The sequence below is a fragment of the Kiritimatiellales bacterium genome (assembly GCA_041656295.1).
In the GTDB taxonomy this organism is placed as follows: Bacteria; Verrucomicrobiota; Kiritimatiellia; order Kiritimatiellales; family Tichowtungiaceae; genus Tichowtungia.
This window is the reverse complement of sequence record JBBADV010000007.1, coordinates 121,321-134,934: the sequence shown is the minus strand read 5'-3', so window position 1 is coordinate 134,934 and position 13,614 is coordinate 121,321. Positions and strand designations below refer to the sequence as shown.

Genomic DNA, 13,614 nt, shown 5'->3' with positions numbered 1-13,614 from the left:
ATGCGATTGAAATACGCGACGGGCTGGCGGTTGTGCATCCGGAGATTTGCGTCGGTTGCGGCAAGTGTGTGGCTGCGTGTCCGAAAAACCTGATTGCGCTCGTACCGGCAACGGTGAATGTGCACGTTTATTGTAACTCGCCGGAAAAAGGCGCGCTGAAACGAAAAGTTTGTAAAACCGCGTGCATCGGCTGCCGGAAATGCGTGAAGGCCGCCGACAGTGAGAGTCAAATGACTGTGAAAGGTTTTCTGGTTGAAACAAATTATTCCAATCCGCCGCTGTCCGATCTGGTTGAAAAAGCGGGCTGTCCGACGACGGCGCTGCGCCTCGCAGATCAACAGGCCGCCGGCGCGTATGAAGGAGCTTTGAAATGAACGATAAACCCCGGAAGTTTAAAGGCGGCGTTCATCCGGACGACAGTAAAGCGCTGTCCGCCGGCATACCGGTGCAAACTGCGCCGCTGCAACCGAAATACACCGTAATTGTGCATCAGAATATCGGCGTGCCGCCGCAACCGGTGGTCAAGGTCGGCGATGAAGTAAAAAAAGGGTCGCTGCTGGCTGAAGCCGGCGGGTTTATTTCTGCGCCGCTGCACTCGCCGACAAGCGGAAAAATTACGGCCATGGATAAATGTCCCGGCCCCGGCGGTGCCAGCGTGCCGGCCATCGAAATTACAGCCGACGGCAACGATGAATGGGGGCTGCCGTTCGACCCGATTGAACACTGGGAAAGCGCCGAGCCGGATACTTTAAAAAAACGGATTGCCGATGCCGGTATTCTCGGTATGGGCGGTGCCGGTTTCCCGACGCACGTAAAATTTTATCCGCAAAAACCGGTGGATATTCTGATTTTAAACGGCACTGAGTGCGAGCCCTATCTCACCGCCGACCACCGCCTCATGCTGGAAGAAAGCGACAAAGTTCTGCTTGGTGCGGCAATCAGTGCGAAAATTCTTGGCATTAAAAAAATCTATATCGGCATTGAAGCAAATAAACTGGATGCGGCAGCCAAACTGAACGAAAATGCCGGCACATACGGTGTTAGCGTTTGCACACTGCCGGTAAACTATCCGCAGGGTGCCGAAAAACAACTGATTTATGCCCTTACCGGCCGCGAGGTTCCAATAGGCGGACTGCCGGCCGATACCGGCTGCGTCGTCATTAATGTTGCGTCCGCCGCCGCTGCAGCCGCTGCCGTTGTGCATGGGATTCCCTCGATTGAACGTATCACTACCGTTACCGGCGAGCCGGTGGTACATCCCGGCAACTGGCGTTTACGGATCGGCACACCGATTGCAGCCGCCATTGAACTCGCCGGCGGAATTTCGGAGCAGCCGGCCAAACTTTTGATCGGCGGACCGATGATGGGCTTTGCGCAGCACTCGCTTGATTTAACGGTGATGAAAAGCACCTCCGGCATTCTGCTTATTCCGTTCAGTCAGGTCGCTTTTTATTCTGATGAGCCGTGTATCCGCTGCGGACGCTGCGTTGACTGCTGTCCGATGGATATTCTGCCGGCGACCATCAGTCAGGCAGTGGAAAACGAACGCTTTGACATCGCCGAAAAACTGAATGTTATGGCGTGCATTGAGTGCGGATCGTGCAGTTACATCTGTCCGGCGCACCGGCCGCTGAACCAGCACTTTAAACGCGCGAAAGCGGAGATTATAGCGGCACGCCGTAAAAAATCTTAATCGATAAAAACGATCAGAATAATTAAGGACTGAATGATTTTTATATAGAGAAAAAATAAAGAGTTTTTATGTCAGAAAAAAATAATCCTATTCAACTGCCCGATCCGGATCAGTTAATCATCAGTAATTCCCCGCACATCAGTGCGCGCGGAAGTATTGTGAAAATTATGTTTCAGGTGCTGGCGGCATTGATTCCGGCACTGATTGCATCTGTCTGGTTTTTCGGCTTCAACGCACTGCGCGTTATTGTACTTTGCACCGCCGGCTGCATTGCAACGGAGATCATCTGGACGCGGCTGGCAAAGCGGGATATTCGGTCGTGGAAAGACGGCAGCGCAGCCGTTACCGGCGTTCTGCTTGCTATGAATCTTTCCGCCGGCGCCCCGTGGTGGATTTGTGTTCTCGGTTCACTGCTCGCCATCGGGCTCGGCAAGCAGCTTTTTGGCGGACTCGGTTTTAATCCGTTCAATCCGGCGCTCGTTGCGCGCGTTGCACTGCTCATCGGATTTCCATCACTCATGACAACCTGGGTTGCACCGAACGCAGGAAATTTCTTTGTGTGCGATGCGCTTACCGGCGCAACACCGCTCGCTGACGAAACTCCGGTACTGGCATCGATATCCGATCTGTTTTTCGGCAATGTGGGCGGCTGTCTTGGTGAAACATCGGCGCTGGCGCTCATCATCGGCGCCGGAATTTTATTTGCGTTTAAACTGATCCGCTGGCAGGTGCCGCTGGCATTTATCGGCACCGTCGCAATCATCACCGGCGCTGTTCATCATGTGAATCCTGAACTCACACCGCCGGCACTCTATCATGTACTCTCCGGCGGGCTGCTGCTCGGCGCGTTTTTTATGGCAACCGACATGGTCACCTCGCCGATCACATCGCGCGGCGCGCTGATTTTCGGATTCGGCTGCGGCATCATCACCAGCGTCATTCGTATCTGGGGCGGCTATCCCGAAGGCGTCAGCTTCGCCATTCTCTTCATGAACGCACTCACGCCGCTGATCGACCGCTTTACGATTGGAAAACCGTTCGGATACACAAGCCCGCGCAAAGCCGCAGAGGCAGCAAAGAAATGACTCAGGATTTGAACAGCTTATCGCATGCGATTATCGGCGCAGCGATTGAAGTCCATCAAGGAATTGGACCCGGGCTGCTGGAGTCTGCATACCGGAAATGCCTGGCGAAAGTTCTGCGCGACAAAGGATTTCAAGTTCAAGAGGAAGTTATTCTTCCGCTACGGTTTCAAGGAGTCGTCATAGATGAAAATGCCTATCGCATTGATTTAATTGTGAATGATTTAATTATTGTGGAAGTAAAAGCGGTGGAAACAATGAAACCATTGTTTTCCAGACAAACATTAACGTATCTGAAACTCACCGGCAGACAGCTCGGACTTTTAATCAATTTTAATGTTGGAATCTTAAAAGAAGGAATCATTCGAGTCGTGAATAATTTTGAAGAATAATACCGGCGCTCTTTGCGCCTTTGCGTGGACAAAAAATGAAAATTGATAAAGTAAAAATTTTCCCGCTGGTTGCGGCGATGACCATCATTGCTGCCGTTGCCGCCGCCCTGCTCGGCTGGGTGTATCTCGTCACCGCCGCGCCGATTAAAAACGCGCAGATACAGAAAACCAACGCAGCGCTGCGCGACGTTCTGCCGGCATTCGACAACCAGCCCGGCGATGAAGCTGTTACTGCCGGCAATGTGACATTTTACACCGCGCGCAACGCCGGTAAAATTGTCGGTTTCGCCGGCGAAACCGTCACGCCGAAAGGATATAACGGCGGCATCACTGTACTCGCCGGTTTAACGCCGGACGGGAAAATCACCACCGTGCTTGTCACACAGCAGGCGGAAACGCCGGGACTCGGAACCGTGGTCACCGACCGCAAGCGGCAGAAAACAATTTCCGGTATTCTTTCCGGCGCACAGGAAAGCGGACTGCCGCCGAACCGTGTGCTCGACCAGTTTTCCGGCATGCAGGTGAACGCCGGCGATGTGCCGTGGACGGTGAAAAAAGACGGCGGCACACTGGATGCCGTTACCGGCGCAACCATCACCAGCCGCGCCGTCGCCGATGCAGTTTACACTATCGCCGCAACCTTTACCAACAACCGCGATGCAATTATCAATGCCCAATAAACAATGAACAATTTTCAATAACCCTGAACTCTAAACCCCGAACTCTGAACTGAAAAACCATGAAACTATTTAAAGAATTCAGCAAAGGAATCTTCCGTGAAAATCCGACGTTTGTACTGATGCTCGGAATGTGCCCGACGCTCGCCGTAACAAACAACGCCGTGAATGGGCTCGGAATGGGAGTTGCTACCACCTGCGTGCTGCTCGGCAGTAACGCCGCAATTTCGCTTATCCGCAACATCGTTCCGAAAAAAGTGCGCATCCCCTGCTACATCGTCGTCATCGCCGCATTCACTACAATTGTTGACATGCTGATGCAGGCCTACGCGCCGCCGTCACTCTATGAAGCACTCGGAATTTTCATTCCGCTCATCGTGGTTAACTGCATCGTGCTCGGTCGTGCCGAAGCGTTCGCCGCAAAAAACGGCGTAGTTGCATCTATCGCCGACGGACTTGGAATGGGACTCGGCTTTACCTGTTCGTTAACTCTGCTCGGCGGTGTGCGCGAGTTTCTGACGGGCGGCTCCCTGTTTCAAATTAAACTCATCGAAGGCTGGAGCACCGATTTCATGCTGCTGGGACAGGCGCCCGGCGCATTTATTCTGCTCGGAATTTTTCTTGGCATCATCAACTGGAACCAGCGACGCAAAGCCCGTAAGAACGGAAATCCATGGGCGCCGCCGGGCATTGATTGCCGCCAATGCAATCTGTGTAATCTCGGGAAAGATTAAAATAAAACGCGGGGCGGATATTCCTGTCTGCCCTTTTTTATAGCGGCGTGAGCCGGCGCAAGCAGTGACCGGCCGGGCATGGCAATTTTGCTCCATGCGGTAGCGGCAGGTTAAACGGGAAATGCTCTAAAACCTAACGGCTTTATCGGCAGAGTCCATAAGATCCGCAGCTGCTGTTACGGCGTGTCTTTGCGCAGGATATAATCGTCCATTACAAAACCATTGCCGATATCGGTGATTTTTCCCTCGTGGATGTAGAAGCCGCATTTCTGGTAAGCGGCAATGGTGTCTTTATTCTTCCGGTTGACCGTGAGCATCATGTACGGCTTGCTGCTGGCTTTTGAGATTCCGGCGGCAAATTCAATCGCGGCACGCCCATAACCTTTGCCGCGCGCCGGTTTTTGCAGATAGAGTTTACTGAAAAACATCTCTTCTGCGCGCAGCTGAACTGCCAGGTAACCGACCGGCGCGCCGCCGTCCGGCGCGATGAGATAATACTGGTAATTCTCTTCCCGAATCTGTTTGGTAATCGCCGGAACGGACTGGAATTGTTCAAGCATATATTCAACCTGATTGCATCCGCAGATCGGCTCGTAATGTTCGCGCCAGATCGGCCGCGCAAGGCACGCGACTGTTTCAATCTGTTCCGGCGTTTCAACGCGCACGAACATTATTTGCTCTCCAGTTTTACAACCATATAACGCGCGCCGTAACGCGGAATCTGAACGAGCAGCAGCATGGCATCGCCATGAACGGATTGCAGCGCTTTATTAAATGTGATGGTGTCGGCAACCGGCATGCGGTTGACGGACAAAATAATCATGCCGGTACGCAGTCCGCTGCGCCATGCCGATCCGGCCTGATCGACTTCGCTCACCAGAATTCCGGCGGTGCTCTGCGGCAGCTGCATGCGGCGCAAAAGTTCTTCGTTAAGCTCTTCGGTTTTGAATCCGGCTTTTTTAAGGACGTCAGAACTGCCGCCGGCGAGTCCGTCACGCGCACGCGTCGAAAATGTAAATTCTTTCTGCTCACCGTTGCGTAACACAGCGAGAGTAATGGCTGTGCCGGGCGGGACAGCGACAATGCGGTTGCGCAGTTGCGCCATTTCTTTCACCGGCGTTTTATTGAATTCAATAATGACATCGCCGGCTTCAATTCCGGCGTCTTCGGCTGCGGAATCTTCGGTGACCTGCGCAACCAGTACACCGTCGGTATTCTGCAGTCCGAAACTTTCAGCGAGTTCCGGCGTGAGCTCCTGCAATACCACACCGATAATGCTGCGCTGCACGCGTCCATCCTGAATCAGCGCATCTTTAATATCAACCGCCATGTTGATTGGAATGGCGAAGCCGATACCCATATAGCCGCCGCTGCGGCTGTAAATTGCAGTGTTGATTCCAATGACCTCCCCGTCAACGTTTACGAGCGGGCCGCCGGAATTCCCGGGATTGATTGCGGCATCGGTTTGAATAAAATTTTCATAATCGGTGATGCCGACCTGGCTGCGGCCGGTGGCGCTGATGATTCCGGCGGTCACAGTTTCCTGCAATCCAAACGGATTTCCAACCGCGATCACCCATTCGCCGACTTCCAGGTCATCGGAATCGCCTAGTTTTACCACCGGCAGATTTTCACCTTTAATGCGAATCAGTGCAATTTCCGTTTCAGGATCGGTGCCGACGAGCTCAGCAGTGAATTCACGACCGTCTTTCAGTGTAACGGTAATTAAATCGGCATCATTTACAACGTGGTTGTTGGTGAGAATGTAACCGTCGGCGGTAATGATAAATCCGGACCCCTGTCCGGTCTGCCGGCGTTCACGCGGCTGCTGCCGGTATTGAGGGCCGAAGAAAAAATCAAACGGCGATGCACCGGACATCGGCTGCTGCGTTGTAATCGTCTGTTCTACGCGGATGGAGACCACTGCCGGCGTGACCGCTTTTGCCACTTCCACAAATGCACGGCCGGTTTCGCGCAGTACCGCGACACCTTCACTCCCGGGGAAACCGGTGCACACAAACGAAATGCAAACAAACAAAAATACAGATAATTTTTTCACAGAACTCCTTTCCCAAACAAGATATTACTATGACACAAATTTTTCTGCCGGTGTTCAAAATTTTTATTCACTTTTGTTTATGGAAAACCGCGCCGTTTCCGCTTAAACTGTTTGTTTTATGAAAACCGGACTTTTAATTTTTGATCTCGACGGAACACTCGCCGATACGGTTGCCGATCTTGCCACCGCAATCAACCTGATGCGCAGACACTATTCACTCGTACCGCTCAGCCGCACCGAAATTGACGCGTGTATCGGCGATGGGATCCGGCAGCTCGTGGAACGCGCCCTTAAAAAATCCGGTATTGACACGGATGAAGCGCTCGGACTGTATCGCGGGCTGTATCGTAAACACATGCTTGATGAAACACAGCTTTATCCCGGCGTGCAAAACGGATTAAAAACACTGACAAAACAGGGCTGGAAACTCGCGGTGCTGACGAATAAAACCAGCGACGCCGCATGCCAGATTCTTGAACATCTCGTTAACGGAAAACCGTTCTTCCGGATTATCGGCGGCGGCGACCTGCCGGACCTGAAACCGGCGCCGGCCGGGATTTTTGAATTGATGCAGGAAGCCGGCGCCGCACCGGAAAACACATGGATGATCGGCGATCACCATACTGACCTTGAAGCCGCACAGCGTGCCGGCGTTCATTCTGCATTTTTAACCTACGGCATCGGAAATACCGGCGGCTTTACACCCGATCACATCTGGAATAATTTTGACGAGCTGATAGAGTATTTTTCGAAACCTGGAAGCTAACAAATAAATGATTGCAGCGGTCTGCACATTCTTTTAGGTTTTAAAATGAAAGATAAAATTGTGAGTGATACAACCGGACTGAAATTATTAAAAAAAGGCGAAATGAATTATCCGCAAGCACCGGACGCCGCCATTCTGGAAACATTTAAAAATTCAAATCCGCAGCGCAATTACTGGATTACTTTTGAAACTGATGAATTTACATCGCTGTGCCCGATTACCGGTCAGCCCGATTTTGCGCGCATCACCATTGACTATATTCCCGCTGAACTTTGCGTTGAGAGTAAATCGCTGAAACTGTATCTCTTCTCGTTCCGCAATGCAGGATCATTTTACGAAGATGTGACCAACCGGATTTTTACCGATCTCATGCACGTCTGCAAACCGCGCCGGATGGTTGTACGCGGAGATTTCACCGCACGCGGCGGCATCCGTTCGACAGTTAAAGTCGACTCTGAAGAGATAAACGGCGTGATTTAAACGAGGTCTTCTTTCTTAAAATCGCCGCCGATGGAAATGTTGCTGGCCTTGAGTTGCTCTTCTATGCTGTCAAAACGGATATTGCCTTTTTCAATAACGAGTTTGACGAGCGTCGGAATCGGCAGCGTGGTAAAGATAGAGAGACAGACAATCGCATTAAAAAATGTCGCTGAAATCATTTCGAGCTGGAGCGCAACCGCAGCGGCGGCCAGTGTGGCAGACAGTTGCGGCACAGTCATTAATCCGGCGCACAGTCCTTTTTTATTGTCGAAACCGGAAAAACGCATCGCCAGCCAGCCGGATCCGACCTTGCTGGCAACAAGTCCAATCAAAGTCAGGGCGGCAAGTGCAATATTTTCCCACGCATCGAACAAAACACGCAAATCAGTTTTCATCCCGATGGTTAGAAAAAGAAACGGCACAACAAAGCCGTAGCCGATACCTTCAATTTTCCGGTACAGCACGCGGCTCTGTTCATGAAACGCCGGTACGGTGATCATCGCCATGCCGCAAATAAACGAACTGACGATAATACTGATACCGATGAGCTCGCCGATGAATGCGATACCGAGCAGTCCGACGAGAAAGAAGGATAAGCGCGCGTCGTCATGCGGGCCGAGTCGCGAAAAGGCTGCGCGTGCAATCATTGGAATCAGCCAGAATGACAGCACGATAAAAAGCAGAATAACGACCACGAAGACAACGGGAAACCAGCCGCCGAAAACTGCGGGATCAATACGGTCGAAGATTGAAATGCTGTCGGCAACTTTAGCGGAACTTTCATGACGTTTAAACTGAATGCAAATGGCAAGCAGAATGAGACTGGCGATGTCAGTGATCACAGTGGCTGCGAGGACGGCAACACCGAACCGCGTATGCGAAATTTTTAACTCCCGGATTACCGGAAATACGATACCGACGGAATGTGATGCAAACAGTGAAGCGTAAACCCACTTGCCGATGGTATCGGACGGCTCAAATATCCAATAGACGAAATACCCGGCGGCGGCGGGAATGGAAAATGTGAGCAGACTCAGCCATGTAACAGCTTTTTTTTCTGCTTTCATAATTTTCAGGTTCACTTCCATGCCGGCAAGCGCCATTAGAAAAACAAGACCGAGCAGTCCGATGGCATCGAGCACGGTATAAATCTGAACGGTGGGATAACCCCGGCCGAGAAAACTGTTCAGGTGCGAAATCAAATCAATGCCGCTCGGGCCGATGACAATTCCGATCAGCATGATGGCAACAACGGACGGAACATGAAAGCGCCGGAGCAACTGGGGAACTACTGCAATCAACGTCATTAAAACCAAAAATACGATCAGAAATGTCAGTCCGCTCATGTGCGATTCCCTTCATTAAAAAATTAATGCAGTGCAGTTTGCAGGATTTCCGGTGCCGGTGGCAAAACATAAAATCGGCAATATACATACGATTAGATTGATAATCCCGGCGTTCCGGTGAATACTGAAAATGATTTATGAACCGTGCCCAGCTATTGGAAAACGTGCGAGCGTTCCTCGAATTTCAAAAAGAGGAAGGCATCGATACACTTGACGTTGCGCCGGAAACGCTGGCGGCATTAGCGCCGAAAATACCGGAAAGGACTGACGGGAATATCCGTTCTGCAACCATTCCGGCAGAGCGAGTGGCGCGGACTTTCCAGTCTGCGCAAAAAAGCGCAGCGCCGGGGAAAACGCCGCTGCCGGTTGTCGCCGTCACCGGCAAAACGCTGGAAGAAATTGCGGTACAGATTTCAACATGCACCGCCTGCCCGCTGGCAAAGGTGCGTAAACATACGGTTCCGGGCGAAGGCAACCGGAATGTACCGGACGTCATGTTTGTCGGCGAAGGTCCCGGCGCGGACGAGGACGAACAGGGGCGTCCGTTCGTCGGCAGAGCTGGACAACTGCTCGACAAAATGATTGACGCGATGGGTTATAAACGCGCAGAGGTTTTTATCGCCAATGTGGTGAAGTGCCGGCCGCCGGGAAACCGTGTTCCGTCTGCGGCAGAAATGAGCACGTGTCTGCCCTATCTGCGCGCGCAGATTGAAATGGTTAAACCGAAAGTTATTGTCGCGCTTGGAAAAACGGCGGTGGAAGGTCTGTTAAATCAGCCGGTCGCCATTACGCGCCTGCGCGGCACCTGGAAAACCTACGCCGGAATTGATCTGATGCCGACCTATCACCCGGCATTTCTGCTCCGTTCTCCGAACCATAAAGGTGAAGCCTGGGCCGACCTCAAAGCTGTGCTTGCAAAGCTCGGCAGAGAAATTCCGGCGAAAAAATAGAACTGGTTCCTGCCTGTCCACAATTACAAAATTAATTTTGACGGGATTCACAAGATCGCCGGGATCAGAATAATTTATCCCCTGCCCTGTTTATCCTGTAAATCCCGGCAAAAATAACTCCGCTCATGCATGGGCAGACTGGACTCGAAAAGAGGCTTGAGCCTGCGGAAACGGCGACCGAAGGGAATGGCAATTATGCTCCACGCGGTAACGACAAATTAAACACAAAACGCTCTAACCCGGCCTTCTTCCACCCTGCAGAAAGACGGTCGTTAAGTGCCTGATCCGCCGCTGTGCACGCCGGTTGCTATGCAACATGAAGGCTTGTAAAAACCAGCGTTTATCAAACAGAATCATCCAGTCAAAATCAGAATCGTTTCAGACAAGGCGTCGTACGGGATTAAATGCCATCTTATGAAGATGCCTCAACGGGTATTCACATGTTTTCGCTGCCATTGAAAAAAAATTCACCATCGACAACTCAAACTGCTCAATATCGTTTTCCTGCCGCACTTTAATCCGCCTTATAACTACATCTCGACGGCGGCGGCAAAATGAAAATTACGGTTAATTTCTTATCACATTAATTTCGAGTCCGCGCAGGCTGGCGTTAGAAACAAAATCAACCGTTACATTTTCCGGAGCATCGACAACGAGTTTCAGGCTGCTGCCGGAGCGTTTCCAGTCGACTGAAATTGCACCGCCGGGAATTGCGGTAGCGCCGCGTGCAAAGTTCAGCCCTTTCACCCACGGACTGATTTCAAACGCTCTGCCGCCGGCGGCGGTCTGCCGGATTCCAAGTATAATACGATTGAGAAAATAGACCGGACTCGATGACCACGCGTGACAATGGCTGCGCGTCGGGAAACCTTTCGGCGATGCGGTGCTGCCGGCGAATGTTTCCCAAACGGTGGTTGCACCGTCATCAATCATCGGCTGATAGCTTTTATAAATGGACTTCAGGATCGCTTCAGGTTCATTGAGCCGTTCAAGCGCTTCATAATAAAACTGCATCGCGAACGGCGCACAGACCGGCGTCATGTTTTGCGGCTTTTTCAGCAGATTCCGGCGCGCGGCTGCGATGTTCTCTTTTTCAATTACATCGCACATGACAGCGAGCATGGAGGTCTGCTGACAGGTTTTCGGACTCGGCCGGCCGTTTTCATGAATGCTGTCGGGATAGGATTGTTTTTTATCGTTCCATGTTTTGTTGATAGCTTTAATCAGCTTCCGCCGTGCCGCACGCAGTTTTTTCGCTGCCGGCAGGTCGTTCAGTACAGCGGCACATTTTTCGGCGGCAGCAATTGTGCCGCTGAGAAGCAAACTGTTGTGCAGGACCGTTGCATGTTTCTGATCAATCGGCGCCCACTCCAGCAGGTTCCAGAATTTTCCGGAAAATAATCCGTTGCTGTCGAGCATGCCGAGTGCACCGTCGATATTTTTCAACACCGCCGGCCAAAGTTTTTTCAACAGAACTTTATCGCCGGAATAGAAATAGTGTTCCCAGACCTGCATGCCCCATAGAAAACTCCATGCCGGCAGCAGACAGTCCCATGCCGACGGAACCTGGCAGCCGACGATCGGATAGCGCTCGAGCGACTGCGCGCAGATTTCGAGCCCGCGCGCCGAGACATCTGTGTTGCCGTACGCCGTGAAGGCATACAGCGCTTCGTTGCGTGCATCGCCGACCCAGAAGGTCTGCTCATACAGCGGGCAGTCGGTAAATGTATCTTCCATGCAAAGTTTGAGTGTTCGTTCAGAAATTTCCCAAATGCGGTTCAGTGATGCATCGCTGCTCTTGAAAAATCCCGCCGGCGATACCGGCGCGGTGGATTCAATAATTTTGAACGACTGAATTTCGACCGGCGTTTTCTGATTGCGCAGCGTGATGAAAAAGTATCGACCGGAACGACGCTTTAATGAGATGAACCGGTTGACGCCTTTTTTTGTAATATAACGCATGCCGTTGCGGTTGAACTTGTATACATGCTGCAGTGCGCCGTCTTTGCGGATGTACTCAATGGCATTAATATCAACGATTACACCGGCATCAGCTTTGATTGAAAAATCAAAATAACCGCAGGTCTGTTCGCCCATATCAAAACAAAGCTCAACATCGCCGGTTTTTGACGGCTTCACTGTTTTCCCAGCGATCAGTTTTTGTGCATCACCAAGTACCCGGCGCAGACCGAATTCCGCTGCCGGATCGTCCATAAATATCCGGTCTGCCGGAATGTCAACAAAGCCGGTTTTCAGATATTTATGAACATCCGCTTCCGTTTTACACGCAGCCGCAAGCCGTTCAATTGTTTTGAAATATCCGCGTTCTGCCCTGCGTGCATCTTTATTTTCAAAAGAGACCCACAGCATATCGTCGCCGGCAAAAAGATACTCTTGCAATACAGCGGCGCGCCACCCGTCCCATTGTGCGCCGGGCAGATTTAAATACGGGAAAACGGAGTCTTTTTCATGCGAGAAAAATTGCGTATTGCAGAACAATACCGGGTATGTGCCTGCCGCCAGTGCGATTTTTTTATTTGTTACGATTTGTCCGGCGACAGAAATCTGCCAGCACGGAATCTGCAAATGCAGCGCGCTATCACTGCCATGATTCGGCAGTGTAAAATCGAATGTCTGCTTTTTCTTTACGGTCAGCAATGCATACAGAATCACCGGACGGCCAACGGTGCGATTTGCTTCAATTAGGCCGGGATGTGCGATCTGTGTAACCGGCACAGCGTATTGCGGCATGACGCGTGCAACAATTGCCGCTGCCGGCGGATTTTTAAACCGGCGCGGAACTTTCGTCAGCAGTGCCACCGGTCGCGGCGACAGTTTGCCTTTACGCTTCACTTCAACCGCCGGCTGCCAGTCAAATACCGTTTCAAGTCCGGCGTCGTACAGTTCATACGGCTCCATCTGAATGCTGATCTTCGGCGTCCACGACTGCCACGCATACGCCGGCGTTGCCTCCCACGACGCATCGGTGACCACCGGCTTCCCGATACCGGAAATTTCCGCCCACAGTCCCGCCTGTTGCGGAATCTGATGAAATGTGCCGATGCCGAAATAGCGCGCGATCACTTCGATACGGTTTTTACCTTTTTTCAAAAAACCGCTGATGTCGTGCACATCGTACAGATAATGGTTCGGATAGGCGCGCGCCGGGCCGTCGTGAACCCATCTGCCGTTAATGGAGACGCGATACCAGCTGTCCGCCGTAATTTTCAGCTCCGCGCCGGAAATCTTCTGCGCTGAAAATTCTTTTTTTAACAGCACAGTCTGATTGTACTCGCGCAGATCATTCTGCGTGCACCATATCCATTTGGCAGATTCAGATTTTTTCATTGTTGACTCCTTTCAAGAATTTCTCCGGTGCCGGTTCCGGTAATTGCAAAAGATTTTATGATGCTCCTGTCGAAAATCTCAACGTCA

General features: G+C 51.6%; 13 protein-coding genes. 9 read left to right on the top strand and 4 right to left on the bottom strand.

Features of this window, described 5'->3' with window-relative positions; translation table 11 throughout:
- The 6 genes from WC959_06630 to WC959_06605 form a co-directional block, all read left to right on the top strand.
- Window positions 1-374: 4Fe-4S binding protein (locus WC959_06630; GenBank protein MFA5688803.1), on the top strand; the 374-nt coding region annotated here is incomplete at its 5' end.
- The gene (gene rsxC / locus WC959_06625) at window positions 371-1,693 is read left to right on the top strand and encodes an electron transport complex subunit RsxC (protein MFA5688802.1); all 1,323 of its coding nucleotides are present in this window, start codon (window positions 371-373) and stop codon (window positions 1,691-1,693) included. The genes WC959_06630 and rsxC, both read left to right, overlap by 4 nt.
- Before the next feature lie 68 nt (window positions 1,694-1,761).
- The gene (locus tag WC959_06620) at window positions 1,762-2,778 is read left to right on the top strand and encodes an RnfABCDGE type electron transport complex subunit D (protein MFA5688801.1); all 1,017 of its coding nucleotides are present in this window, start codon (window positions 1,762-1,764) and stop codon (window positions 2,776-2,778) included.
- A complete protein-coding gene (locus WC959_06615; GenBank protein MFA5688800.1) occupies window positions 2,775-3,167 on the top strand; it encodes a GxxExxY protein in 393 nt (130 codons plus the stop codon). The genes WC959_06620 and WC959_06615 overlap by 4 nt, the downstream gene beginning before the upstream one ends.
- A gap of 35 nt (window positions 3,168-3,202) precedes the next feature.
- On the top strand, window positions 3,203-3,847 hold the full coding sequence (locus WC959_06610; GenBank protein ID MFA5688799.1) for an RnfABCDGE type electron transport complex subunit G: 645 nt from the start codon (window positions 3,203-3,205) through the stop codon (window positions 3,845-3,847).
- A 59-nt stretch (window positions 3,848-3,906) separates the two neighbouring features.
- Entirely contained in the window at window positions 3,907-4,578 is a 672-nt protein-coding gene (locus WC959_06605; protein ID MFA5688798.1) for an electron transport complex subunit E, read from the top strand.
- 176 nt (window positions 4,579-4,754) lie between these two features.
- Here WC959_06605 and WC959_06600 read toward each other — a convergent pair whose 3' ends face one another.
- Together WC959_06600 and WC959_06595 are read right to left on the bottom strand one after the other, a co-directional pair.
- Window positions 4,755-5,249: a GNAT family N-acetyltransferase gene (locus WC959_06600; GenBank protein MFA5688797.1), complete on the bottom strand. Its 495-nt coding sequence runs from the start codon at window positions 5,247-5,249 to the stop codon at window positions 4,755-4,757.
- Window positions 5,249-6,637: a DegQ family serine endoprotease gene (locus tag WC959_06595; protein MFA5688796.1), complete on the bottom strand. Its 1,389-nt coding sequence runs from the start codon at window positions 6,635-6,637 to the stop codon at window positions 5,249-5,251. Before WC959_06595 ends, WC959_06600 begins: the two co-directional genes overlap by 1 nt.
- A 118-nt stretch (window positions 6,638-6,755) precedes the next feature.
- On the opposite strand from WC959_06595, the gene WC959_06590 reads away from it, so the two are divergent.
- A complete protein-coding gene (locus WC959_06590; GenBank protein ID MFA5688795.1) occupies window positions 6,756-7,403 on the top strand; it encodes an HAD-IIIA family hydrolase in 648 nt (215 codons plus the stop codon).
- 45 nt (window positions 7,404-7,448) lie between these two features.
- On the top strand, window positions 7,449-7,883 hold the full coding sequence (gene queF, locus WC959_06585; GenBank protein MFA5688794.1) for a preQ(1) synthase: 435 nt from the start codon (window positions 7,449-7,451) through the stop codon (window positions 7,881-7,883).
- Here queF and WC959_06580 read toward each other — a convergent pair.
- Window positions 7,880-9,229 carry a cation:proton antiporter gene (locus WC959_06580; protein ID MFA5688793.1) on the bottom strand — a complete coding sequence of 450 codons (1,350 nt, stop codon included), beginning with the start codon at window positions 9,227-9,229 and terminating at the stop codon, window positions 7,880-7,882. The genes queF and WC959_06580 overlap by 4 nt on opposite strands.
- Before the next feature lie 137 nt (window positions 9,230-9,366).
- On the opposite strand from WC959_06580, the gene WC959_06575 reads away from it, so the two are divergent.
- The gene (locus WC959_06575; GenBank protein ID MFA5688792.1) at window positions 9,367-10,179 is read left to right on the top strand and encodes a uracil-DNA glycosylase; all 813 of its coding nucleotides are present in this window, start codon (window positions 9,367-9,369) and stop codon (window positions 10,177-10,179) included.
- A 567-nt stretch (window positions 10,180-10,746) separates the two neighbouring features.
- Here the strand turns inward: WC959_06575 and WC959_06570 are convergent.
- Window positions 10,747-13,527 carry an alpha-L-rhamnosidase C-terminal domain-containing protein gene (locus WC959_06570; GenBank protein MFA5688791.1) on the bottom strand — a complete coding sequence of 927 codons (2,781 nt, stop codon included), beginning with the start codon at window positions 13,525-13,527 and terminating at the stop codon, window positions 10,747-10,749.
- Window positions 13,528-13,614: the final 87 nt, after the last annotated feature.